The sequence below is a fragment of the Rhodococcus sp. 1163 genome, assembly GCF_002091985.1.
In the GTDB taxonomy this organism is placed as follows: Bacteria; Actinomycetota; Actinomycetes; order Mycobacteriales; family Mycobacteriaceae; genus Rhodococcoides.
Genome location: NZ_MKKX01000019.1, coordinates 32695 through 55624, shown reverse-complemented (window position 1 = coordinate 55624; position 22930 = coordinate 32695). Strand labels below are relative to the sequence as shown.

General features: G+C 62.7%; 21 protein-coding genes. 12 read left to right on the top strand and 9 right to left on the bottom strand.

What is annotated here, in order from left to right; translation table 11 throughout:
* Positions 1-81 precede the first annotated feature (81 nt).
* On the top strand, positions 82-930 hold the full coding sequence (locus BJD99_RS08790; protein ID WP_084346492.1) for an SGNH/GDSL hydrolase family protein: 849 nt from the start codon (positions 82-84) through the stop codon (positions 928-930).
* Here the strand turns inward: BJD99_RS08790 and BJD99_RS08785 are convergent.
* The 3 genes from BJD99_RS08785 to BJD99_RS08775 form a co-directional block, all read right to left on the bottom strand.
* On the bottom strand, positions 919-1731 hold the full coding sequence (locus tag BJD99_RS08785; RefSeq protein WP_084346463.1) for a shikimate 5-dehydrogenase: 813 nt from the start codon (positions 1729-1731) through the stop codon (positions 919-921). The two genes, BJD99_RS08790 and BJD99_RS08785, sit on opposite strands and share 12 nt — an antisense overlap.
* A gap of 35 nt (positions 1732-1766) precedes the next feature.
* Complete coding sequence (locus tag BJD99_RS08780; RefSeq protein ID WP_084346491.1) at positions 1767-2432, bottom strand: HNH endonuclease family protein; 666 nt, start codon at positions 2430-2432, stop codon at positions 1767-1769.
* Between the two features lie 115 nt (positions 2433-2547).
* Positions 2548-3465 carry an NADP-dependent oxidoreductase gene (locus BJD99_RS08775; protein WP_084346462.1) on the bottom strand — a complete coding sequence of 306 codons (918 nt, stop codon included), beginning with the start codon at positions 3463-3465 and terminating at the stop codon, positions 2548-2550.
* A gap of 184 nt (positions 3466-3649) precedes the next feature.
* On the opposite strand from BJD99_RS08775, the gene BJD99_RS08770 reads away from it, so the two are divergent.
* The 7 genes from BJD99_RS08770 to BJD99_RS08740 all read left to right on the top strand — a co-directional run bounded on the left by BJD99_RS08770 (position 3650) and on the right by BJD99_RS08740 (position 12681).
* The gene (locus BJD99_RS08770; RefSeq protein WP_084346461.1) at positions 3650-6463 is read left to right on the top strand and encodes a DEAD/DEAH box helicase; all 2814 of its coding nucleotides are present in this window, start codon (positions 3650-3652) and stop codon (positions 6461-6463) included.
* The gene (locus BJD99_RS08765; protein WP_084346460.1) at positions 6463-7221 is read left to right on the top strand and encodes an SWIM zinc finger family protein; all 759 of its coding nucleotides are present in this window, start codon (positions 6463-6465) and stop codon (positions 7219-7221) included. The genes BJD99_RS08770 and BJD99_RS08765 overlap by 1 nt, the downstream gene beginning before the upstream one ends.
* A 75-nt stretch (positions 7222-7296) precedes the next feature.
* On the top strand, positions 7297-8802 hold the full coding sequence (locus BJD99_RS08760; RefSeq protein ID WP_084346459.1) for a CoA-acylating methylmalonate-semialdehyde dehydrogenase: 1506 nt from the start codon (positions 7297-7299) through the stop codon (positions 8800-8802).
* 6 nt (positions 8803-8808) lie between these two features.
* Positions 8809-9948 carry an isobutyryl-CoA dehydrogenase gene (locus BJD99_RS08755; protein WP_084346458.1) on the top strand — a complete coding sequence of 380 codons (1140 nt, stop codon included), beginning with the start codon at positions 8809-8811 and terminating at the stop codon, positions 9946-9948.
* A complete protein-coding gene (locus BJD99_RS08750; protein WP_084346457.1) occupies positions 9945-11003 on the top strand; it encodes an enoyl-CoA hydratase/isomerase family protein in 1059 nt (352 codons plus the stop codon). The genes BJD99_RS08755 and BJD99_RS08750 overlap by 4 nt, the downstream gene beginning before the upstream one ends.
* Entirely contained in the window at positions 11000-11908 is a 909-nt protein-coding gene (mmsB, locus tag BJD99_RS08745; RefSeq protein WP_084346456.1) for a 3-hydroxyisobutyrate dehydrogenase, read from the top strand. Before BJD99_RS08750 ends, mmsB begins: the two co-directional genes overlap by 4 nt.
* Positions 11905-12681, top strand: a complete 777-nt coding sequence (locus BJD99_RS08740; protein WP_084346455.1) for an enoyl-CoA hydratase — start codon at positions 11905-11907, stop codon at positions 12679-12681. Before mmsB ends, BJD99_RS08740 begins: the two co-directional genes overlap by 4 nt.
* Before the next feature lie 81 nt (positions 12682-12762).
* Here the strand turns inward: BJD99_RS08740 and BJD99_RS08735 are convergent, their stop codons facing one another.
* From BJD99_RS08735 to BJD99_RS08715, 5 genes are all read right to left on the bottom strand, one after another.
* Positions 12763-13290: a MarR family winged helix-turn-helix transcriptional regulator gene (locus BJD99_RS08735; RefSeq protein WP_084346454.1), complete on the bottom strand. Its 528-nt coding sequence runs from the start codon at positions 13288-13290 to the stop codon at positions 12763-12765.
* A gap of 89 nt (positions 13291-13379) precedes the next feature.
* Complete coding sequence (locus tag BJD99_RS08730) at positions 13380-13970, bottom strand: bifunctional 2-polyprenyl-6-hydroxyphenol methylase/3-demethylubiquinol 3-O-methyltransferase UbiG (RefSeq protein WP_084346453.1); 591 nt, start codon at positions 13968-13970, stop codon at positions 13380-13382.
* 48 nt (positions 13971-14018) lie between these two features.
* Positions 14019-15164 (bottom strand): sulfotransferase, encoded by a 1146-nt coding sequence (locus tag BJD99_RS08725; protein ID WP_084346452.1) that lies wholly within the window; start codon positions 15162-15164, stop codon positions 14019-14021.
* An 8-nt stretch (positions 15165-15172) separates the two neighbouring features.
* Positions 15173-15955 carry an SDR family oxidoreductase gene (locus BJD99_RS08720; protein ID WP_084346451.1) on the bottom strand — a complete coding sequence of 261 codons (783 nt, stop codon included), beginning with the start codon at positions 15953-15955 and terminating at the stop codon, positions 15173-15175.
* On the bottom strand, positions 15952-17112 hold the full coding sequence (locus BJD99_RS08715) for a hypothetical protein (RefSeq protein ID WP_084346490.1): 1161 nt from the start codon (positions 17110-17112) through the stop codon (positions 15952-15954). Before BJD99_RS08715 ends, BJD99_RS08720 begins: the two co-directional genes overlap by 4 nt.
* A gap of 91 nt (positions 17113-17203) precedes the next feature.
* Between BJD99_RS08715 and BJD99_RS08710 the strand changes: the two genes are divergently transcribed.
* The 4 genes from BJD99_RS08710 (at position 17204) to BJD99_RS08695 (ending at position 22052) form a co-directional block, all read left to right on the top strand.
* Positions 17204-18100 carry a helix-turn-helix domain-containing protein gene (locus tag BJD99_RS08710; RefSeq protein ID WP_084346450.1) on the top strand — a complete coding sequence of 299 codons (897 nt, stop codon included), beginning with the start codon at positions 17204-17206 and terminating at the stop codon, positions 18098-18100.
* Positions 18101-18193: 93 nt separating this feature from the next.
* The gene (gene cysD, locus BJD99_RS08705; RefSeq protein ID WP_084346449.1) at positions 18194-19105 is read left to right on the top strand and encodes a sulfate adenylyltransferase subunit CysD; all 912 of its coding nucleotides are present in this window, start codon (positions 18194-18196) and stop codon (positions 19103-19105) included.
* The gene (cysC, locus tag BJD99_RS08700; RefSeq protein WP_084346448.1) at positions 19105-20946 is read left to right on the top strand and encodes an adenylyl-sulfate kinase; all 1842 of its coding nucleotides are present in this window, start codon (positions 19105-19107) and stop codon (positions 20944-20946) included. Before cysD ends, cysC begins: the two co-directional genes overlap by 1 nt.
* The gene (locus BJD99_RS08695; protein WP_373270527.1) at positions 20940-22052 is read left to right on the top strand and encodes a 3'(2'),5'-bisphosphate nucleotidase CysQ; all 1113 of its coding nucleotides are present in this window, start codon (positions 20940-20942) and stop codon (positions 22050-22052) included. Before cysC ends, BJD99_RS08695 begins: the two co-directional genes overlap by 7 nt.
* On the opposite strand, the gene BJD99_RS08690 is transcribed toward BJD99_RS08695, so the two are convergent.
* Positions 22049-22897, bottom strand: a complete 849-nt coding sequence (locus BJD99_RS08690; protein ID WP_084346446.1) for a hypothetical protein — start codon at positions 22895-22897, stop codon at positions 22049-22051. The genes BJD99_RS08695 and BJD99_RS08690 overlap by 4 nt on opposite strands.
* Positions 22898-22930 lie beyond the last annotated feature (33 nt).

Here is a 22930-nt window from a genome sequence, read left to right as displayed (position 1 = left end):
TAGATGATGCCCTGTGACATGCGATGGCGCGCGATCAGCGAGTTCGAGAAAACAGGGCACGCGGAGGCGCATACTTTTCACATGCTCGTCCGAAACCTGGCAAGTGTGGTTGTTCTGCTGATGGCCGGTGCGTTCTGTGCCCCTAGTGCGCAGGCTGGTCCGATCGTCGAGCACGTCAACCTCGGTGACAGCTTCAGCGCGGGCAGCGGTGTGCTTCCACTGGCCGCGGGCGCTCCACTCGGGTGCCTGAGGTCGGAAAGAAACTTCGCTCGGATCGTTGCAGAAGAGCGCGGTTTCCAGCTCGAAGACGTGAGCTGCGGCGGGGCGTCGACCGAGGACTTCTACGGCCGTCAGCGCCCCGACACCCCGCCTCAATTCGATGCGCTGTCGGACTCGACCGACCTGGTCACCCTGATGATCGGGGGGAACGACAGCGACGTTTTCGCCCGTGCGATCTCCTCGTGCGTCAGTGCGGCACTGAGATCGCCGGGTGCGTACAGCCCGTGTGCAGATCAGTACGGGACAAGTTTCGAAGACACCATCACCTCGCGGACCTACCCGGCCATTCGGCAGGCGCTCGGCGACATCGAGCGGCGCGCTCCACGGGCGCGCGTGGTCGTCGTCGGCTATCAGTGGCTCCTCCCGCCCACGATCGGGTGCGCGCCGCAGATGCCGGTCGCGCCGGGAGACGTCCCCTACCTGCGCAGTCTGCAGCGGACGCTGAACACGAGCATCGCCAGCGCAGCCGCCGAGACCGACACGACGTTCGTCGACATGTCCGTGGTGTCCGAGGGGCACGATGGTTGTCAGGCTGTCGGAACGAGGTGGGCCGAACCGCTGTTGTTCTCGGATCAGTTCGTACCGGTGCACCCCAACGCTGCTGGAGAGGCCGCCATGGCCGCGGAAGTGGAGAAAGCGTTAGCGTCGTGAAAACTCGGATGCACGGGCGATTTGATCGCCTGTAGGCCGAACACCGGTGTAGAGGAAGAACTGCTCTGCCGCCTGCAATGCGATGACCTGCGCGCCCGTTACTGCCGGTTTGCCTGCGGCACGTGCTGCGGCAACGAACGGCGTCTCCGACGGCATCGCCACGACATCGAATACTGCTTGCGCAGAATGGATCTGGGCGTCGGTGAACGGTGACGCGTCGGCATCGGGCCCGCCTTCCATGCCGATGGGAGTGACGTTCACCAGAAGGTCCGCAGCCACGGACTCCGGTGCCCAGTCGTACGCGTAGGCCTCCGCGAGCGTATTTCCGGTCGTGGAGTTGCGCGCAACGACTGTTCCCTTGGTGAAACCAGAATCGCGAAGCGCCGCGACGACAGCTTTCGCCATCCCACCGCTGCCGGTGACGGCGACGGTGAACTCTGATGAAAAGCCCGAAGCAGCAAGGAGATCCGCGACGGCCTGGTAGTCGGTGTTGTAAGCGTGCAGGACGCCGTCTTCGTTGACGATGGTGTTCACCGACTCGATGGCACGCGCCGAATCGTGCACTACGTCGACCAGCTCTATGGCAGCTTCCTTGAACGGCATGGACACGGCGCAACCACGGATACCGAGCGCGCGGACACCGCCGATGGCCGCGGGCAGGTCGGTGGTGGTGAACGCCTTGTACAGGTAATCCAGGTCCAACTCGTGGTAGAGGTAGTTGTGGAATCTGGTGCCGATGTTGCTGGGACGCCCGGACAGTGACATGCAGAGTCTGGTGTCCTTGGTCAACGAGCGAGTCATGACCCCAAGTCTATTCCGGCCGGCCGTAGGCAGTATCAGCAGTTCTCGGCCACCGTGGCCAGGGCGCGCTGATCCGCCTGCGTGATGGGTAGCCCGTATTGCGCGGCCACGGAGAGATATTTCCCTGCGTAGAAGCAGTGATATGCCTTGTTCGGGGGCAGCCAGTGCGAAGGTGTGTCGTCGCTCTTCGACTGATTGTCGTGTCCGTTGACAGCGAGAAGATTGAAATCGAGGTCGTTGGCGAATCGCACTCGCTTGTCCGGTAGCCACCCGTTGGCGCCCATGTCCCAGGCTGCGGACAACGCGTACACGTGATCGATCTGAACCGCGCTTGCGTCCGATTTGCTGAACTTCACGACCTCACCCGAGTACGGGTCGGCAAGAGAGCCTTCGAGGACGACACAGTTGTGGGTGCCTTCCCGGAACACCAACGCGCTCATACTGCGAGCGAGGACGTTGTTGCGGGTGTCGCAACCGTCGTGACCGCCGGGTCCGTCGTAGTCGTCGGTCCATGCTGGACCGAAGACGCAACCTTCATTCTTTTTGCACCCACGCTCGTAACCGAGGGCATCCGGCCTCGCGGCAACGACCGGCACCTGGGCGAGAAGTTCCTCGATCTGCACGCGGGTGGGGCTGCCCGGCGCAGGAGGCGGAGGTGCGAAACCGGGTATCCCGCTATCGCAGGAACCGAACGCCGCCATCGCGAAAGTGACCGCCACCAACAGCAGCGCGATACGCAGCTTCTTCACACACACCCAATCCTCGAACCACAGTTGACTCTCGAGAGTGTGCCGTATGGCACCGACAAAGGTGCAATCAGCCGACTTCCAGGACGACCTTGCCCGCAACGTGCCCATCTTCTACGAGTGCCAATGCCGTGCCTGCTTGCTCCAGAGGAAAAACATGATCGATACGTGGACGTAGAACTCCCGAGGCAACCAGTTCTGCCAGACGCGTGAAGGCGACCGCAGTGCGATCCCGGACCACCGAAGTACCGCCCAGTGAACCCGCGAGTGTCGGGTCGGCCACGCTGATGATCGGGGCACCTGATTTCGCCAGCTTTGCCGCGGCTCTCAAGGTGTCACCCCCGACCAGGTCGAAAATGCCGTCCACTCCCTCCGGCACGGCAACCATGATCTCGTCGGAGAAACTGTCGCCGGACTCGACGAACTTCGCGCGCATACTCTCCACCCACTCACGCTTTGCCGCGCTCGATACTCCGACCGCGGCGATTCCGTCGGCGTGAGCCAACTGCAGCGCCGAGGATCCCACGCCACCGCCCGCGCCGAGCACCAGCAGAGTGTCCTTCTTGCGCAGCCCCAGCTGATCGAGTGCGTCGTACGCCGTGCCGGCCGCGACTGCGAGTGTGGCGGCGGAGGTGAACGGAACGCTCTCCGGCTTGTGCGCTGCATTCGCAGCGTTCAACACGGTGTACTGCGCATAGCCGCCATGGCCGGAGGCTGTCGCGCCGAAGACGTGATCTCCGACCGAGAATCCGTCTACGTGTGGGCCGATCTGAACAACGGTACCCGCCACCTCGCGTCCCAGAACCGCAGGCAGAGGTGTCCGAACAGTGTCCTTACGGTTACCTGCCCTTACCTTCCAATCAGCCGGATTGACCCCAGCAGCATGGACAGCGACGAGTAGTTGTCCCGGCCCAGGATCGGCGATGGGAATGTCGAGAAAGTACTCGGTTTCGGGGCCACCGTACTCACTGAATCCGTAAGCGATCATCTACATACTGTGCCTCAATGTCCGGTTCTTCCGTTACCGAAGTCGCCTCGATTCGCCGATTTATCGGTCTCCGAATGGGCATGGTGTTCCGATTACGCACCGAGCGGACGGGATCCCGTCGGAAATGGATGCAACTGGAACACCACACCCAACTGCGCTGATACCGCCCTGCTTGGATGGACCAATGCTGCATGGTCTCTGGTCTCCAGGTTCGGGGCTGATGCTGTGGCAGGAAGAGGTGTCCGGCAGTGAACCGGATCTTCCGGCCACGCACGCCCGGGCGGCGGCCCGGACCTTCCGTCACAAGGTCGAGGTCGCGTTCCCGCCTGCAGGTGCGGGCGACCCACGGGTGGTACGTGTGCCTGCTCTTGCGCTCGCGCCGGTCGATGCTGCCGAGCTTCTACTGCGCACCCCGGCCTCGCACGCGGCGATGTCCGGGGACCTTCGGTATCTCGGGCATGTTGCGAAGGGAGTCGAGCGATGGGTGCGGGCCGGGCGCGTCGTGCCCGCGCTGATCCTCATCGAGGGGCACTGGTGGCCCAGGTGGCGTCTTGTCGGTGGGGAACGTCAGCGCGCGTGGCTCAGTGAGCTGGCTGTGACGATGCCTTCGGTTCAGTGCCACGGCAACAGGCCGAAGAAGTTGTTGGAGGACTTCCTCGAAGAGATCACCGATCCGATCGTGCGATCGATACTGGGAAAGCCTGATTCGGATCATCCGTTGTTGGCTGCGCTTGTTGACGACGATTCCGTCGAGGACGGTACGACGCAGACCGCGACGTTGTTGGACAAGTGGCGGGCAAGCCTCACCGTCGACGAACCCGCGCTCGTGTTGCGTTTGCTGGAGCCGGACGACGAGGCCGCGGAGGCAGACGAGAGCGAAGAAGCGTTGTGGAAGCTTCAGGTGTGTTTGCGGGCCGATGGGGAAGCTCCGATTCCGGTGCCCATGAGCCGAAAGGTCGACGCGAGCCTGTTGAGCACGGCGGTCCGCAAGCTCGGAGAGGCGGTCGCGGCGTACCCGCGGTTGCGTGACCTCCCGTCCCACCCTGGGACCCTGGATCTTCTGCTGCCCACCTCTGTGGTGATCGATCTGGTCGAACACGGCGCGAAAGCACTTTCGGAGTCGGGGACGACCGTCCTGCTGCCCAGGGCATGGAGTCGACTGGACCCGTCGATGCGACTGCGGGTCGATTCGCCTGCCGTGACGAAGGCCGCCGAGAACCGCGCCGTCGGGATGGATGAGCTCATTTCGTACGACTGGCAACTGCAGCTCGGCGACATGGTGCTGACCGAGGCCGAGTTGAATCGGCTGGCAGTGTCCAAGGGCGACCTGGTCCGTCTTCGTGGGGTGTGGGTGCTGGCCGACGGAAGCCAGCTCGCCGCCGCCGCCAAATACGTTGCGCAGCATCATGGCGACGGAACCGAACTGGGCAAGTTGATGCGCGAAATGACGATCTCCTCGCCGCCGCCTGCACCCGTCGAGGAGATCACCGCTACCGGGTGGGCAAAGACGCTGCTGCAGCCCGACGCCACTCCGGAGCGGATTCCGTTGCCCGCGGGTGTGAATGCTGTTCTGCGGCCCTACCAGGAACGTGGTCTGGACTGGCTGGCGTTCATGTCTCGGTTGGGGTTGGGCGCAATTCTGGCCGACGACATGGGACTGGGGAAGACGCTGCAGGTGCTGGCTCTGCTTGCACACGAGAAGAGCCCGACGCCGACGCTGTTGGTCGCACCCATGTCGGTCGTCGGCAACTGGCAGCGTGAAGCCGCAAAGTTCACTCCTGGCCTACGGGTACTGGTTCATCACGGCCCGGCGCGGTTGCGGGACGACGCCCTCGAGCAGGCGATCAGCGAGCACGATCTCATTGTCACGACCTACGCCCTGATGGCCAAGGATCGAGCGCAGTTCGCGGCTCGGACGTGGCGCCGAGTGGTTCTCGATGAGGCCCAGCACATCAAGAACGCCGGGACGGTTCAAGCCAAGGCTGCTCGGGCGATTCCCGCCGACCTGAAACTGGCCTTGACCGGCACGCCCGTCGAGAACAGGCTGGACGAGCTTCGGTCCATTCTCGATTTCGCGAATCCCGGAATGCTCGGTGCGCCTGCTGATTTCCGCAAGCGGTTCTCGGTGCCGATCGAGCGAGAGCAGGACGAGAGCGCAGTCACACGCTTGCGTGCGATCACCTCGCCGTTCATTCTTCGTCGCGTCAAGACCGATCCGACGGTCATTGCCGACCTGCCGGACAAGGTCGAGATGACGGTTCGCGCAAATCTGACGGCCGAGCAGGCGGGGCTCTACAAGGCAGTCGTGGACGAGATGATGGCTCAGATCGCCGACGCGAAGGGCATGAAGCGTAAGGGGGCGGTGCTCTCGGCCCTCACTCGCTTGAAGCAGGTCTGCAATCATCCCGCGCATTTTCTGTCCGACGGTTCGCCGGTGCTCAAGCGCGGTCAGCATCGGTCCGGGAAGGTCGGATTGGTGGAGGACATTCTCGATTCGGTTCTCGGGGATAACGAAAAGGTGCTGCTGTTCACGCAGTTTCGCGAGTTCGGGGAACTCGTCGGACCGTATTTCGCCGAGCGGTTCGGTACCGAAGTTCCGTTCCTGCACGGTGGCGTCAGCAAGACGAACCGTGATGCGATGGTCGAGAAATTTCAGGAGGACGGCGGGCCGCCGATCATGATGCTCTCCCTCAAGGCAGGCGGCACCGGTCTGAACTTGACTGCGGCCAATCATGTTGTGCACCTTGATCGGTGGTGGAACCCGGCGGTGGAGAATCAGGCTACCGATCGTGCGTTTCGAATCGGTCAACGCAAGAACGTTCACGTGCGAAAGTTGTTGTGCGTGGGCACCGTCGAAGAACGTATCGATGGGATGCTGGATTCGAAACAGGATCTTGCGGACCTCGCCGTCGGGACGGGTGAGAACTGGGTGACCGAGATGGACACCGGCGAATTGCGTGAGTTGTTCCGCCTCAGCGAAGATGCAGTGGGGGAGTGATGGCGGACTTCGGTCAGTACGGTAGACGTCGTAAAGTCAAGGGCGGCATCGAATCACAGAACAAGCGTGGAGCTTTCGGGCAGACCTGGTGGGGCCGCCACTTCGTCACCGCCATGGAAGAGCTGGCAGATCCGGGTCGGATTGCGCGGGGACGTACGTATGCCCGAGGTGGTCAGGTGCTGACGCTCGGGGTCGAACGCGGTCAGATCTACGGCGAGGTTCAGGGAAGTCAGCTCGAACCGTTCTCGGCGTCGGTGACCGTGGATCCGCTGTCACAGGGCGAGGTTTCGGCTCTGGTGGGCAGGGTGCGCTCCAATCCGGGGATGCTCGCGGAACTTGCGTCCAACGCGATCCCGCAGGAGCTTGCCTCGACGCTTCTGCCGCACGACAAGGGTCAGCTCGATTTCGATTGCACCTGCCCGGACGACGAGTGGCCCTGCAAGCATGCGGCTGCGCTGATGTATATCGCGGCCGAGCACATCGACGCTTCGGCGGCGACGATTCTGACGTTGCGTGGCGTCGATCTGGAAATGTTGATCGAGGATGTCGGGGAATGCGAGATCGAGTTCGATCGTGAGGACTGGTTCGGCAACGAGATGTCGTTTCCGTCGTTGCCGCGGGTGGAATTTTCTCCGGCGATCGACGATCTCGACCCGTTGATCCTGCGCCGCGCCTTCCGCTCGGGTGGCTACGAGGAGTTCGAGGTCAGTTCGGCTGTCGCCGATCTTGTGGGCTTCTATCGGAGGTTGGGCGAGTAAACCTCTAGACATACATGGATGTCCGACTATAGGATGGCAACACATCATCTTCTCGTATCGGTTAGGACGGATCTCATGACTCGCGAGCTCTCGCACTTCATCGGCGGCAAGCACGTCTCCGGCACCTCGGGCAACTTCGGTGACGTTTTCGATCCGAACACCGGCGAGGTGCAGGCACTCGTGCCGCTGGCCAGTGATGCCGAGGTCGAGGCCGTGATCGCGGATGCAGAGAAAGCCCAGGTCGAATGGGCCAAGTGGAATCCGCAGCGTCGTGCCCGCATCCTGATGAAGTTCGTCGAGCTCATCAACCGAGACATGGACGAGCTGGCCAGGTTGCTCTCGAGCGAGCACGGCAAAACCGTCGCAGACGCCAAGGGCGACGTCCAGCGTGGTCTCGAGGTCATCGAGTTCGCGATCGGCGTTCCGCACCTTCTCAAGGGCGAATACACCGAGGGTGCCGGTGGTGGCATCGACGTCTACTCCATGCGTCAGCCGCTCGGAGTCGTTGCAGGGATCACTCCGTTCAACTTCCCCGCCATGATCCCGCTGTGGAAGGCCGGCCCAGCCATCGCCACCGGCAACGCATTCATTCTCAAGCCTTCCGAGCGCGACCCCTCGGTGCCGCTCAAGCTGGCCGAACTGTTCCTCGAAGCAGGTCTGCCGCCGGGCGTCTTCAACGTCGTCAACGGTGGCAAGAACGCCGTCGACGTTCTACTGAACGACGATCGCGTCAAGGCCATCGGCTTCGTCGGCTCCACGCCGATCGCGCAGTACATCTACGAGACCGCCGCCAAGAACGGCAAGCGTGCACAGTGCTTCGGCGGCGCCAAGAACCACGCCCTGATCATGCCCGACGCCGATCTCGACCAGGTCGCCGACGCACTCCTCGGTGCCGCGTACGGCTCTGCGGGTGAGCGTTGCATGGCGATTTCGGTTGCTGTTCCGGTCGGTGAAGAGACGGCCGACGCACTGGTGGCCAAGTTGACCGAGCGTGTCAAGAACCTGAAGATCGGCCGCAGTGACGACGAGAACGCGGACTTCGGTCCACTCGTCGGTAGCGATGCACTGAAGCGAGTCAACGACTACACCCAGATCGGCGTCGACGAGGGTGCCGAACTCGTCGTCGACGGGCGCGGCTTCGAGCTCGAGGGCCACGAGAACGGATTCTTCGCCGGCGCAACACTGTTCGACAAGGTGACGACGGACATGCGCATCTACAAGGAAGAGATCTTCGGTCCCGTCCTGATCGTCGTCCGCGCCGAGGATTACGAGGATGCACTGCGTCTGCCGTCCGAACACGAGTACGGCAACGGTGTCTCGATCTTCACTCGCGACGGTGACACCGCGCGTGACTTCTGCTCACGCGTTCAGGTCGGCATGGTCGGCGTCAACGTCCCGATTCCGGTGCCGATCGCATACCACACCTTCGGTGGTTGGAAGCGTTCGGGATTCGGCGATCTGAACCAGCACGGACCCGATTCGATTCGCTTCTACACCAAGACCAAGACGGTCACGCAGCGTTGGCCTTCGGGCAAAAAAGAAGAAACTGCGAACCACTTCGTCATCCCGAACATGGACTGACCGCCGATGTTCACATTGACCGAGGACGAACGGGCGATCAACGAAACAGCACGCGACTTCGCCGACGAGTTCCTGGCACCGAAGGCAGTCGAATGGGATCAGAACAAGCACTTTCCCGTCGACGTACTGCGCAAAGCTGCCGGCCTGGGTATGGGCGGAATCTACATCGGTGAGGACGTCGGCGGGTCGGATCTGACGCGCGTGGATGCGGTGCGCATCTTCGAGCAACTTGCCACCGGTGATCCGTCGATCGCGGCGTACATCTCCATCCACAACATGGTGACGTGGATGATCGACACCTATGGCAACGACGAGCAACGTCGTCAGTGGGTGCCGGGGCTGTGCGCGATGGACCAGCTCGGAAGCTACTGCCTCACCGAACCAGGTGCCGGATCCGATGCCGCGGCACTGACGACCAAGGCTGTCCGCGACGGCGACGACTACATCCTCAACGGAGTGAAGCAGTTCATCTCCGGGGCCGGGGTATCCGAGATCTACGTCGTGATGGCGCGAACGGGTGAAGCTGGGCCCAAGGGCATTTCGGCAATCGTCGTACCGAAGGACTCCGCAGGCCTGTCGTTCGGAGCGAACGAGAAGAAGATGGGCTGGAATGCCCAGCCGACGCGGCAGGTCGTCTTCGAGGATGTCCGTGTTCCGGCCGCCAACGTGCTCGGAAACGAGGGCGACGGTTTCCGCATCGCGATGAACGGCCTCAACGGCGGACGCCTCAACATCGCCGCCTGCTCGATCGGTGGCGCACAGAGCGCTCTCGACAAAGCGGTGTCCTACCTCGCCGAGCGCAAGGCCTTCGGCAATCGATTGCTCGACGCGCAGGCCCTGCAGTTCCGACTGGCAGATATGAAGACCGAGCTCGAAGCCGCCCGAACTCTGCTGTGGCGCGCTGCGGAGGCGTTGCAGACCGGGGCCGAGGACAAGGTCGAACTCTGCGCTATGGCAAAGAGATTCGGAACCGACACCGGATTCGACGTCGCCAACGCCGCACTGCAGTTACTCGGTGGCTACGGCTATCTCGCGGAGTACGGTGTGGAGAAGATCGTCCGAGACCTTCGTGTCCATCAGATCCTCGAAGGGACCAACGAGATAATGCGAGTCGTCGTGGCTCGCTCGATTGTGGGAGCAGCATGAGCGAACCCGAGGTGTTGTTCGACCTGCGCGGTGGCGTCGGCCGAATCACGCTCAACCGTCCGAAAGCCATCAACGCGTTGAATCATGCGATGGTGCTCGACATCGCGCCGCAGCTCGAGAAGTGGGCCGTCGACGATGAGGTCGAACTGGTACTCCTCACCGGCGCAGGCGAACGTGGCTTGTGTGCCGGTGGTGACATCGTCTCGATCTACCACGACGCAAAAGAGGGCGGTAGCGGGTCGAAGGTCTTCTGGCGCGACGAGTACATCCTCAATGCGGCTATCTCGCGATTCCCCAAGCCGTACGTGGCAATCATGGACGGAGTGGTGATGGGCGGCGGTGTCGGACTGTCCGCCCACGCCAACACCCGAATCGTGACCGACCGCTCGAAGCTCGCGATGCCCGAGGTCGGTATCGGTTTCATCCCCGACGTCGGCGGGACGTTTCTGCTCTCCCGTGCCCCCGGAGAATTGGGAACGCACCTCGGCCTCACCACCGCCCGCATGGGTGCAGGTGACGCCATCGCGGCCGGGTTCGCCGACCACTACATCCCCTCCGACAAGTTGCCGGACTTCTACGCTGCACTCGAAACCGGAACCCTCGCCGATGCGTTGGCTTCGTTCACCGAACCGGCACCCACATCGAGTCTCGACGCTGCACGCAGCTGGATCGACGCCGCGTACAGCGCCGATACCGTCGAAGAAATCGTGGACCGCTTGCGGCGCAGTGAGGTACCCGACGCACACATGGCTGCCGACGACATCGAATCGAAGTCACCGGTCGCCCTGAAGGTCACGCTGAAATCGCTGCGGCGGGCCGCCGATGCCGCCTCGCTCGAGGAAGTCCTCGACGATGAATATCGGGTGTCCTCGGCCAGTCTGGATTCACATGACCTCGTCGAGGGAATCCGAGCACAGGTGGTGGAGAAGGACAGAAACCCTAAGTGGTCTCCGCCGACACTCGCCGATGTCACCAGCGAGGACGTCGATCGCTATTTCGCCCCGTTGGGTGCCGCCGAACTGGGATTGAGCAACGAACTTGGAGGGCAGCGATGAGTGAGAACACGATCGGTTTCGTCGGTCTCGGCCATATGGGCGGACCGATGGCAGCGAACCTGGTGAAAGCCGGATACACGGTTCAGGGCTTCGATCTCGTCCCTGCAGCGCTGGCGCAGGCAACGAAGGACGGCGTGACCGTCGTCGAATCTGCCGTGGCTGCAGTGTCGAACGCGGATGTCGTGATCACGATGCTGCCCAACGGCAAGCTCGTGCTCGATCTGTACAAGGATCTACTTCCAGTTGCCGCGCCTGGAACCTTGTTCATCGATTCCTCCACCATCGATGTCGCCGACGCGCATGCGGCGCACAAGCTTGTCGACGACGCGGGCCACCGCGGTCTCGACGCTCCGGTATCGGGTGGTGTCGGCGGTGCGACTGCGGGCACGCTGACGTTCATGGTCGGCGGGTCCGAAGAGGACTTCGCCTCGGCTGCAGCTGTTCTCGATGTCATGGGTCGCAAAGTGGTGCATTGTGGCGCAGCAGGCAACGGCCAAGCCGCCAAGATCTGCAACAACATGATCCTCGGGGTGTCGATGATTGCGATCAGCGAGGCCTTCGTGCTCGGTGAGAAGCTCGGCCTCAGCAATCAAGCATTGTTCGACGTCGCATCCACCGCGTCCGGGCAGTGCTGGGCGCTGACTACCAATTGCCCTGTGCCAGGACCGGTTCCGACCAGCCCGGCCAACAACGACTACACTCCAGGGTTCGCGGCAGCCTTGATGGACAAAGATCTCGGTCTTGCTGCCAATGCGCTGCGCAACAACGGTGTTCACGGCGTCCTCGGACTCAAGGCCGCTGAGCTCTACTCCGAGTTCAAGGAAACATCCGGTGGCGGAACGGACGTGGACTTCTCCGGCATCATCAACGACATTCGCGAACGTTCGACAGGGGAGAGTACATGAGCGACTACGAAACAATTCTGCTGGAGCGGCGAGGTCGCGTCGGGATCATCACGCTGAATCGGCCGAAGGCGCTCAACGCGTTGAACTCTCAGCTGATGCACGAGGTGGTGTCCGCGGTCGAAGACCTCGACGGCGACCACGGTATCGGAGCTATCCTGATCACCGGCTCGGAGAAGGCATTCGCTGCGGGTGCCGATATCAAGGAAATGCAGCCGAAGTCGTACATGGACGTCTATACCGAGGACCTGTTCAGTGCCTGGGATCGACTGTCGGCAGCGCGCACACCGATCGTCGCGGCCGTATCGGGATACGCGCTCGGTGGCGGCTGCGAGCTGGCGATGCTGTGCGATATCCTGATCGCTTCCGACACAGCGGTATTCGGTCAGCCGGAGATCAAGCTGGGGGTCATCCCCGGAATCGGTGGGTCGCAGCGCCTCACTCGCGCAGTCGGTAAGGCCAAGGCGATGGAAATGATCCTGACCGGGCGAAACATGAAGGTCGACGAGGCCGAGCGAGCCGGGCTCGTCTCGCGGATCGTACCCGCCGCAGACCTGCTCGACGACGCTATCGCCACCGCGACGACCATCGCCGAGATGTCGCTTCCGATTGCGATGATGGCCAAGGATGCGGTCAACCGTTCGTTCGAATCCTCGTTGTCCGAGGGCATTCGTTTCGAGCGTCGGCTGTTTCATTCGACCTTCGCGACCGAGGATCAGAAGGAAGGCATGTCTGCCTTCATCGACAAGCGTCAGGCGACATTCGTCAATCGGTGACCCATACGTTCAGCCCTGTTGTCCGACAGTGACAGCAGGGCTGCTTCGTGCGCGGATACAGCGAAGCTGAGCATGCTCCCTTCACCAGGCCGGCGACGACCCGATGTCCTCGAAGTCACCGGCTGTGCGCCTCAGCTCGGCAAGAATACGCACCAGCGACGTCAGACGTTCCTTCGACAAACCAGGCTTGCTGAATACCTGTTCGTTGAGTTTCTCGGTGGCGTCGACGGCCAGTGTGCGACCCGCTTCGGTGATCTCCACCAACGTAGTTCGACGATCACTCGGGTGAGGCATTCGGCGCACGTACCCCGCCGCTTCGAGGCGGTCGACGGCGTTGGTGACGCTCGTGGGGTGTACCTGCAGTCTCGCACTGGCCTTCGCCATCGGCAGCGCACCGTTCTTGGTGAACGTCAGCAGGGTGAGAAGTTCGTAGCGGGAGAACGTCAATCCAGTCGGCTTGAGCGTCTCTTCGACTCGCGCGAGCATGATCTGCTGAGCCCGCATCAACGAAGTGACAGCGGCCATTCCGTCGGCAACGTCACCCCATCCATGTGCGGTCCACTGACGGTGGGCCTCTGCAATGGGATCGAGTGGAAGTGGCGCTGGCATTCCTCCATCCTCCCATGGGACGCGGGGAGGATGCCCGTCTCTGCCCAGTAGAACGATGCCTGCTGCAATCGTGTCCTCGACCCGAAAGGTCAGGCAAGCAGTTGAGGAGCTCTGGCTACGGTCACAGCCCAGTCCGCACCCTCGTGCCACGGTCGCAGATCCCACGTCGAGAAGCGGTGCTCGTGAAGTAAGCCGGCCGACTTCAGGTCGGCGTCGAACTTCTCCACGGTGTACTCCCTGTCGGTGGCGAATCCGGCGACGAAGACTCCTCCGGGCTTCAGGTGCGCCGCCATCCGCTCGAGAGCTGATCGTTCGGTGCCCGGTGTCATGAAGACCATCACGTTGCCGGCGACCACGACGGCATCGAATGTCTCACCGAGGTCGAGTTCGGTCAGATCGGCCTGATGAACTGTCAGGTCGGTGTGCTCTCGTGCGGCTTCGACGAAGACCGGATCGAGATCCACTGCGGTGACTCGATGTCCGCGCCGGGCGAGTTCGGCGCCGAGACGGGCTGTGCCACAACCTGCGTCGAGGACCGAACTGCCCGGCGCCAGGAGTGCGTCGATCATCCGCGCCTCGCCGTGTAGGTCGACGCCTCGCGCTCGAAGTCGCGCGAAACGTTCGACGTACTCTCTGGACTGGTCCTCGGTGTTGTCGATCTGCCAGCGTGTCGGAGCCATCCCGCCACCCTAGCGTTCACCGGGGTCGTGCATCACCGACCTGCGGAGTTATCTCGTCCCGAACCGGCGGTCGATGTCTTCGCCGTCGAGGCCGAAGTCTTCGAGCGTGTACTTGTGAGCGGGCCGCCGTTGCCCACTTCTGCTTTCGGTGTGCATGGCGTCCATGGCGGAGCGTGCATTCTCGGTGAGATCGAGTCCGAAGTTCTGGTACACCTGCTCGACTGTGCGGAGGGGGTCGGCGACGAAGTCGTGGTAGTCGACGTCGTAGAACTGCGCCGAGTTCGCACCGGACCGTGCGGCGGAGAAACTGTTGAGCCCACGCTCCCACAGATCGACCTGGGTGCGCCCGATGACGTTGCCGCGGAACAGGTCCGACCAGCCTTCGGTGGCGTGTTCGGCGAGGCTGCACATCGACGGCATGATCGTGCGGGGTTCGCGGTGGCACTGGATGACCAGCGCGTCCGGGTAGACCTGTAGCAGCTCGTCGAGTGCGAACAGGTGGCTCGGATTCTTCAGAACCCAACGGCGATCGGTGTCGTTCATTCCGATGAGCTGGAGGTTCTTCCGGTGTCGCTGGTAGGTCGAGAGCCAGCTCTGTTCGGCCAGCCACGCCGAATAGGTCGGTAGGTAAGCGAGGCATTCGTAGGCTATGGACTGCACCGATTGTCGCAGTAGCTGCCAGCATTCCTCGACTTCGGCGGCGGACATGTAGTGCACCCCCATGAACTCGGGGTGTTCGACGTGGTGTTGCGCAAACCCTTTCTCGATCTGCGCGAACAGAGGATTGGTTTCCCAGGTCTCACGCGGCGGCCGAGGTTGCGGCATCTCGGTCAGCCACATCTCCAAACCCTGGTGCGACGGGTCGGCGGTGAGCAGCCGATGCAGCGCCGTCGTGCCGGTGCGAGGAAGGCCGGTCACGAAGATCGGCCGCTCGATCGTGACGTCGGCGTGTGTCGGATTCTGCTTCCACGCGAGCTCACTGAGTGAACGCGCGACCAGCGCGCCGCGCAGGAAGTACCGGCTCATCTTCGATCCGAGTGCGGAAAGTTGGGCATCACGGTTGTACGAGTCGAGCAGGACACCGAGAGCTTCGACATAGTCGTCGGAACCGAAATCGTCGAGGCCGGTGAACTTGGTGGCCGATCTGTGTAGATCCTCGACGGTACCGACGTCGGTGCGTTCCGTGCTGGTCATGTGCGCTCCTAGTGGTGGTATTCGCCGCAGTTGACGTCGAGACATTGGCCGGTGATCGCGCGAGCCGACGGGGAAGCGAGGAATACGACGGCGTCGGCGATCTCGTCGGGTTCGGGCAGCCGTCGCAAGTCCATCGTCGCGGCAGTTTGCTCGTAGATCTGTTCGCTGGTGATGCCGTACTTCTTCGCCATGTGGTCGAAGTAGCCTTTCAGTGACTCGCCCCAGATGTATCCGGGCGCAACAGTGTTGACCCGAATTCCCTGCGGGCCCAGCTCGCTGGCGAGGGTTTGCGACATGGCGAGCAATGCAGCTTTGGCGATCTTGTAGCCGCCGTACTTGGGCTGCGAGTGCCTGATGACGGCCGAGTTGATCATGACGATCGAACCGGTGGACTCCGCCAACGCCGGGGTGAACAACTGCGAGAGGCGCAGCGTTCCGAACAGTGACAGTTCCAATCCCTGCCGGATGACGGCAGGGTCGGTGTGGGCGAGGTCTTTCATCGACGGTATCGCGAAGGCATTGTTGACAAGTACGTCGACGTGGCCGAACTCCTCGACTGCACGGGTGACCAGCGCTTGGGAAGAAGCTTCGTCGGTGATGTCGGTCGTGACGGTGACCGCTGTTCGGCCGAGTTCGGCAACTTCTTTGCCGACTTCGAGAAGGTAGCTTTCGGTGCGTGCGGCCAGCACCAGATCGGCGCCCGCGGCGGCGCTGCGTAGTGCGATGGACCGGCCGAGGGATGGTCCGACGCCGGAGACGACGACAACTTTGCCGTCGAGTTGTCCTGTCATCCGAGCATCCTTCGTCCGACAGCGTCGCGACGGGCTGCGATGCGCAGGGCGAAGTCCGCCGGTGAAATCTTGTTCGCGTCGTAGTGCGGTAGATGCGAGGAAATGTCGTCGAAGTCGACTACTTCTACGGTGGGTCCGTCTGCCGCGGTCATCTCTCGGGCGACTCGTTGCCATCGGAACTGCGCGTAACCGCGGGCATGACCTGTCGTTTCGATCCAGTTGGTCACCTGCGGGTTTCGTTCGCTGACCACCAGCCGGATGTAGCCGTCCGGATCGGTCTGCGCCTGCTCTGCAGTCAACGAAGTTTGGTGGTTGATGTAGTCGAGGGAGATGTACCACATGCTGCCCAGCTGGAACCCTTGATACGGTGCGTCGGACACGGGCACCGTGATGATCATGGCCTGGTCCTCGCGCAGTTCGTAGTGACCGGCCGAAGAATACTGGGTGCTCAATCCTCCTGGCGTGAGCCGCGGTTCGGTGAGGGTGTTGACGTCGAGATTGAGGTAGAACCACTGTGGGAACTGCAAAAAGGTGTGGATGCGGCCGAGGAGCATCTTGCCTGCGGTGGCATAACGTTTCGCCACAGATTCTTTCGTGGGCGGCGCGGGGGATTCCCCTGATGTGCCTGCCCGATGGATGGTGAGCGTGCCCCTCGCTGCGGACCAGTCGTTGTAGACCTCGCGGACAACCAGCATCGAGGAACCCTCGCCGAGGGTGAAGTGGTTGGGCAGGTCGGAAGGACGACCGAAGTGCACTTCGAATGTGCCGTCGTCGGCGATGTCGATCGAGCGATCGTCGAAGGCGGTCAAGCTGTCCGGCACATCGACGGGGGAGTAGTCACCCTTGAGTATCTGAAAGCTGAGATCGGTTGTGGTGCCCCGTGTTCCGCGTACGATGTATTCCGCATCGTCACGAATGTTGGCGTGAAAGTAGAGCGTGTCCGGGTTGTCGAGGCCCATCTTCGTGTACGGGCCGGTCGAGCTGGCGAAGAACGGGAAGTCCTTGTCGTACGCCCAGGCCATCTGTATGGATGCGCGGATGCTGCCGGCGAGGTAGTCGTATCCCTCGAGCAGGTCCTGTTCTGTTCGTATGTGCGGAGCGTCTTCGATGATCTTCTCGGCCGCTGTGATTGCTTCTGCGAGTGAATCGGTGAGCACACCCATCTCCTCGTGCCTAGTGGTACAAATATGTACCGATGTGGTAGAACGGGTTCTGTATCGACAATAGAACGTGTTCTAGGAGGGGTCAATGACCAGTCGCAACTCGCCCCCCACCGACCGCGTCGTCGCGGTGCTGGACTTCATGGTTGCCAGGAGTGACCGACGTTTCGGACTCTCGGCGCTGGCACGTGAACTCGGTCTGAGCAAGCCCACCTGTCTGGGCATCCTGACCTCACTGGTCGGCGCTGGATACCTGGTCCGCGACCCTGTTTCGGTCACCTACGGCCTCGGTCCCGCGCTGATCGCCGCCGGGCGTGCGGCGCAGCAGGGGTTCGCGGTCGGCCCGCTCGCGCGCACGCACCTCGAAGCTCTCAGTGCGCGATACGACACGACGTGCACGGCTTCGGGCGTGGTCGGCGATCGCATCACCATCCTCGAGTTGACCTGCCCCGACGGGCGGCAGGCTGCCGTGAAGGTGGGGCAGGTCTATCCGTTCGCGCCGCCGGTAGGGCTCATGTACGTGCTGTGGGATACCGACGAGCGACTCGATTCGTGGCTGGGTCGTGAACCGACACTGCCGGTGCGGATGGACGTCGCTCATCTTCGCCGCGTGGTCGACGAGTGCCGCAGAACCGGGTATCTCGTCGAGACGTTGACGGCTGTGGGGCAGAGGTTGCATACCGTCATGGCGGGTGTTGCCGCACACGATCTTCCGGGGGAGGTCCGCGAACTCCTCGGTGAGATGGTGTCCGGCCTGGGTGAGCGGGTGTACCTGGGCGCGGAGGAGGCTGGTGCCGAAGCTACGCACGAGGTCAGCGTCATCGCGGCCCCGACATACGACGCGCAGGGTCATCAGTCGTTGGTGCTGACTCTGCATGTCGGAGCGTCGATCTCGGGCGAGGACATTGCCGAGCGTGGGCAAGCGCTCGCTGCGGCTGCCGGTGCGATCACGGCAGAAGTAGGCGGTCTTGCGCCGACCCGTTGACCAATACTGAAACACGTTCTATTCTTCGATCACGGATTTGAACCGCACCGGTCCAAATATGGACCGATGCGTTGTGATCGGAGGGCTTCACCGATGTCGACCTCGTACGAACTCACGCACCTTGCTGCGCTCGAAGCGGAAGCCGTCCATATCTTCCGTGAAGTCGCCGCTACCGCCGAACGTCCGGTGCTGCTGTTCTCCGGCGGCAAGGACTCGGTGGTGATGCTTCATGTGGCAGCCAAAGCCTTCTGGCCCGCCCGGCTCCCGTTCGCCGTCATGCACATCGACACCGGCCACAATTTCGACGAGGTCCTGTCCTTCCGCGACCGTGCGGTCGAGCATTTCGGCGTCAACCTGACCGTGGCCAGCGTGCAGGACGACATCGACTCGGGACGCTCGATCGAGGAGAGCGGGCCGGGGGCCAGTCGTAACCGACTCCAGACCGCGACACTGCTACGCGCGATCGCCGAGAACTCGTTCGACGCCGTGTTCGGTGGTGCCCGTCGGGACGAGGAGAAGGCGCGTGCCAAAGAGCGTGTCTTCAGCTTTCGTGACGAACATGGCCAGTGGGATCCGCGTCGCCAGCGCCCGGAATTGTGGCAGTTGTACAACGGCCGTCACCGGCGAGGCGAACACTTTCGCGTGTTTCCACTGTCGAACTGGACCGAACTCGACATCTGGCAGTACATCGAGGCAGAGCAGATCGAACTCCCACACATCTATTACGCGCACAACCGCACGGTCGTGCCACGAGCCGGAATGCTCCTGGCAGTCTCGAGATTCGTACCGGTGCTGCCAGGGGAAGAACCCTTCGAGGAGATGGTCCGCTTTCGTACCGTCGGCGACGCGACCTGCACCGGGTGTGTGCAGTCCTCCGCCGCCGATGCGCACGACGTCGTACTGGAAGTGGCCGCCAGCAGAATGACCGAGCGTGGTGCGACGCGGGCCGACGACCGTATATCGGAGGCCGGAATGGAAGACCGCAAGAAGGAAGGGTACTTCTGATGTCGCAACTGCTTCGGGTAGCTACGGCGGGAAGCGTCGACGACGGCAAATCGACTCTCATCGGTCGGCTCCTCTACGACTCGAAGGCAATCTTCGAGGATCAGTTGGAGGCCGTGGAGAAGACCAGTCGTGAACGTGGCGGCGACACCGTCGATCTCGCACTGCTCACCGACGGACTGCGCGCCGAGCGGGAACAGGGCATCACGATCGACGTCGCGTATCGCTACTTCTCCACGCCGAGAAGAAAATTCATCATCGCCGATACGCCGGGGCACCAGCAGTACACCAGGAACATGGTGACCGGCGCTTCGACGGCCGATCTTGCGCTGATACTCGTCGATGCTCGTCACGGGATCCTCGAACAGACGAAGCGCCATGCGTTTCTCTCGTCGTTGCTCGGTATCCGACATCTCGTGTTGTGCATCAACAAGATGGATCTCGTCGACTATTCGTGTGCTCGGTACGAAGAGATCAAAGCGGAGTTCCGCGAATTCGCGATGAAACTCGAAGTACCCGACCTCACGTTCGTACCGATGTCGGCCATCGACGGAGACAACGTCGTTCATCGCACCGCCCAGATGCCCTGGTACGAGGGGAGCTCGCTTCTGCACCACCTCGAGGACGTTCACGTTGCCTCCGACCGCAACCTCATCGACGCTCGATTCCCGGTCCAATACGTAGTTCGGCCGAAACACAGCTCCGGTGAACATGCCGACTTCCGCGGGTATGCGGGCACCGTGGCCAGCGGAGTGTTCAAACCCGGGGATGAAGTCGTAGCGCTCCCCTCCGGATTCGTCACCAGAATCGCAGCGGTGTGGGGACCGGGTGGAACGCCGGTCGACGAGGGGTTCGCGCCGTCGGCGGTGTGTATCGAACTCGAGGACAAGGTCGACGTCGGGCGCGGGGACATGCTGTGTCGACCCAACAATCGTCCGCTCGTCGGAACAGAGCTCGATGCCATGGTCTGTTGGCTCGCAGAGGGCGCACAGTTGCGCAGTGACGACCGGTACGTGCTGATGCACACCACGGCGTCGACACCAGCGAGGGTGGAAAAACTGGACTACCGGCTCGACGTCAATACTCTGCATCGTGACGAAGCTGCACAATCGTTGAGTATCAACGACATCGGCCGAGTGCAGATCCGCACCCACAATCCGATCCTGTTCGATCCGTACCGACGCAACCGAGTCACCGGCAGCTTCCTGCTCGTCGACGAGTCGTCCGGAGCCACCGTCGCCGCCGGGATGATCACCGGCCCCACGTTGTCGGCAGCGAAAGTCGTCTGGCATTCGTCCCGTGTCGCCCGCGAGGAACGTGCAACGCTCGGCGCCACGATCTGGTTGACCGGCTTGTCGGCTTCGGGAAAGTCGACTGTGGCAGCGGAACTGGAACGTCTGCTGGTGGCGTCGGGGCGACCGGCATATCGGTTGGACGGAGACAACCTGCGTCACGGGCTCAATTCCGATCTCGGGTTCGATGCAGCCGACCGCACCGAGAACGTACGGAGGGTGGGGGCCGTCGCCCAACTGATTGCCGACGCCGGAGTGGTCGCGATCGCCTGTCTCATCAGCCCGTACCGCGAAGACCGCGACGAGGTGCGGAAGGTGCACGAGAAGGCCGGACTGCCCTTCTTCGAGGTGTTCGTCGACACTCCGTTCGACGTCTGCGCAGCGCGCGACCCGAAAGGTATGTACGCCAAAGCTATCGCTGGTGAGATCACCGGTTTCACCGGGGTGGACGACCCTTACGAAGCTCCCGAGCACCCCGAATTGGTGTTGGCGGCCTCCGACGGTGATCCGGCAACACAGGCCGCTCGGATTGTGGAATTGTTGGGATCGTGAGCGCCCTACATTCGGCCGAAGACGATGCCCGATTCGCCGCCGACCTCGCCCAGTCCGCAGGCCGATTGCTGCTCGACATCCGCGAACGCGAAGGACGAACGACTCAGGGACGGGAGCTCGGCAGGCTCGGCGACACCGAAGCCGATGCCCTGATCCTGGGCCGATTGGCAGGTGAACGCCCCGGCGACGCAGTGCTTTCCGAAGAGTCGGCCGATGATCTCCGCAGGCTGGATGCGGCCCGTGTCTGGATCATCGACCCCCTCGACGGTTCCCGCGAATACGGCATCGACGGGCGAACCGACTGGGCAGTGCACGTGGGCCTGTGGGAAAAAGACAAGGGGATGACGGCGTCGGCAGTCGCCCAGCCTGCGCTGGGCGTCGTCTACTCGACCGCCGACGTCACCGGCCCGCCGCCGCAGTCCGGTAGGCCCACGCTTGTGGTCAGCGACTCTCGGCCGCCCTACTACATGAACGATCTCGCGCGCGCGGTCGATGCCGACGTCGTGACCATGGGTTCGGCAGGTGCCAAAGCCATGGCAGTCGTGCGCGGGGAGGTCGACGCCTACGTGCATTCCGGTGGCCAGTGGGAGTGGGACTCGGCAGCGCCCGTCGGCGTCGCACTCGCCGCGGGTTTGCATTGCTCGCGCATCGACGGAACACCGTTGCGGTACAACCAGTCCCATCCCTATCTGCCGGACTTGCTGATCTGCAGGCCGGAGCTCGCGCAACCACTCCTGGCTGGAATTGCCACCTACGCCACGCGTGAGGTGGATTCCGGTCGCGTCGCGATGGCACGTGAATACATCAAGGCTCTGCTCAGTCACGATGCCACCAAGGTCCGTCTCGCCGACGGGTGTCGACGTGTGGAGAACGGACAGCAAACCGGTGACACCGGAGCATTCATCAGGCACGAACTCGAGAACGGCGCCCAGTACACGCCGATCAGCGGCATCGGAGAGGTAGCGATCCGCGAATGGGGCAACAGCGTCGTGGCACGTTTCTCTCTCGAGTTCGACGGCGGTATGTCGGTGGCAGTGACCGAGCATTTCGACATTCCGGCAGGCGATATCGTGGCCATCACGGCGATCATCGAACCGGTAGGTTAGCGGCCGAGGCCCTCCACCGCGCTACGCAACTCGGCTGTTCTGGCCTCGGCATCGGTGAGAACTCGTCGCAGGCGTCGCGCTTGGCGATCCGCCGACTTCTCGGTCGTGCGGGCCGAAGCCTCCTCGACCTCGGCGTCGTGGAGTTCGGCACGTAGGCGGGCCAATCGCTCCTTGATCTCGGAAAGGTCCGTGGAAGCGGCTTCGGCCGCAGAGTCTGCAGAGTCGACGGCCTCGCGGGCGGACTCTTCGTCCTCTTGGGCGTCGGTGAGCTGTTCGCGGGCTTCCTCGAGGCGCGTGTCGGCTTTCGGTTCCTCCGGTGGTTCCTCGGCGGTGTTCTCGGGCTCGGGCGCCAAGGTGAGCACTGCGGGCCCGAAACCGCTGTAGGACTCCGCAGTCACGACGCGGCCTGCCTGCACCCGCGCGCCGATCTCGGGGTCCGCGAGCGCGGCACCCAGCGTCTGTCCGACTTCTCGTGCCGCATTCTCTGTGCTCGGGTGGCCGTGTTCGCGAGCAATCTCCACGGCCCGACGCGTCAGCGCGCGAATCGACTGTGCGCGCGCGGCGGAGAGTTCCTTGAGTTCGTCGGCCAACGATCTTCGCTGCGCCTCGCGCAGGCTGTTGCCGATATCGAACAGCTCTGCGATGTCCTCGGGTTCTTCGCGTACCAGGAGGTTGACCATCCATGCGACAGTCGTGGGTTTACGGAGCTTGCCGATCGCGGCCGCGAGTTTTCGGTTGCCGGATTCCTTGGCCGCTGCAACCGCGGCTGTGCGCGCGGCGACGAAGCCTTGTGGATCGACGGCACACAGTTCGGATGCGGTGTTGTCGAGTTCGGTATCGGCCACGACCCATGTTTGCATCAAGGGTGGCATTAGGAA

What these genes read in the sequence shown, in the direction of transcription:
- BJD99_RS08790 (WP_084346492.1), top strand. Translation starts at nt 82, where the DNA reads ATGCTCGTCCGAAACCTGGCAAGTGTGGTTGTTCTGCTGATGGCCGGT.
- BJD99_RS08785 (WP_084346463.1), bottom strand. Translation starts at nt 1,731, where the DNA reads ATGACTCGCTCGTTGACCAAGGACACCAGACTCTGCATGTCACTGTCC.
- BJD99_RS08780 (WP_084346491.1), bottom strand. Translation starts at nt 2,432, where the DNA reads ATGGCGGCGTTCGGTTCCTGCGATAGCGGGATACCCGGTTTCGCACCT.
- BJD99_RS08775 (WP_084346462.1), bottom strand. Translation starts at nt 3,465, where the DNA reads ATGATCGCTTACGGATTCAGTGAGTACGGTGGCCCCGAAACCGAGTAC.
- BJD99_RS08770 (WP_084346461.1), top strand. Translation starts at nt 3,650, where the DNA reads ATGCTGCATGGTCTCTGGTCTCCAGGTTCGGGGCTGATGCTGTGGCAG.
- BJD99_RS08765 (WP_084346460.1), top strand. Translation starts at nt 6,463, where the DNA reads ATGGCGGACTTCGGTCAGTACGGTAGACGTCGTAAAGTCAAGGGCGGC.
- BJD99_RS08760 (WP_084346459.1), top strand. Translation starts at nt 7,297, where the DNA reads ATGACTCGCGAGCTCTCGCACTTCATCGGCGGCAAGCACGTCTCCGGC.
- BJD99_RS08755 (WP_084346458.1), top strand. Translation starts at nt 8,809, where the DNA reads ATGTTCACATTGACCGAGGACGAACGGGCGATCAACGAAACAGCACGC.
- BJD99_RS08750 (WP_084346457.1), top strand. Translation starts at nt 9,945, where the DNA reads ATGAGCGAACCCGAGGTGTTGTTCGACCTGCGCGGTGGCGTCGGCCGA.
- mmsB (WP_084346456.1), top strand. Translation starts at nt 11,000, where the DNA reads ATGAGTGAGAACACGATCGGTTTCGTCGGTCTCGGCCATATGGGCGGA.
- BJD99_RS08740 (WP_084346455.1), top strand. Translation starts at nt 11,905, where the DNA reads ATGAGCGACTACGAAACAATTCTGCTGGAGCGGCGAGGTCGCGTCGGG.
- BJD99_RS08735 (WP_084346454.1), bottom strand. Translation starts at nt 13,290, where the DNA reads ATGCCAGCGCCACTTCCACTCGATCCCATTGCAGAGGCCCACCGTCAG.
- BJD99_RS08730 (WP_084346453.1), bottom strand. Translation starts at nt 13,970, where the DNA reads ATGGCTCCGACACGCTGGCAGATCGACAACACCGAGGACCAGTCCAGA.
- BJD99_RS08725 (WP_084346452.1), bottom strand. Translation starts at nt 15,164, where the DNA reads ATGACCAGCACGGAACGCACCGACGTCGGTACCGTCGAGGATCTACAC.
- BJD99_RS08720 (WP_084346451.1), bottom strand. Translation starts at nt 15,955, where the DNA reads ATGACAGGACAACTCGACGGCAAAGTTGTCGTCGTCTCCGGCGTCGGA.
- BJD99_RS08710 (WP_084346450.1), top strand. Translation starts at nt 17,204, where the DNA reads ATGACCAGTCGCAACTCGCCCCCCACCGACCGCGTCGTCGCGGTGCTG.
- cysD (WP_084346449.1), top strand. Translation starts at nt 18,194, where the DNA reads ATGTCGACCTCGTACGAACTCACGCACCTTGCTGCGCTCGAAGCGGAA.
- cysC (WP_084346448.1), top strand. Translation starts at nt 19,105, where the DNA reads ATGTCGCAACTGCTTCGGGTAGCTACGGCGGGAAGCGTCGACGACGGC.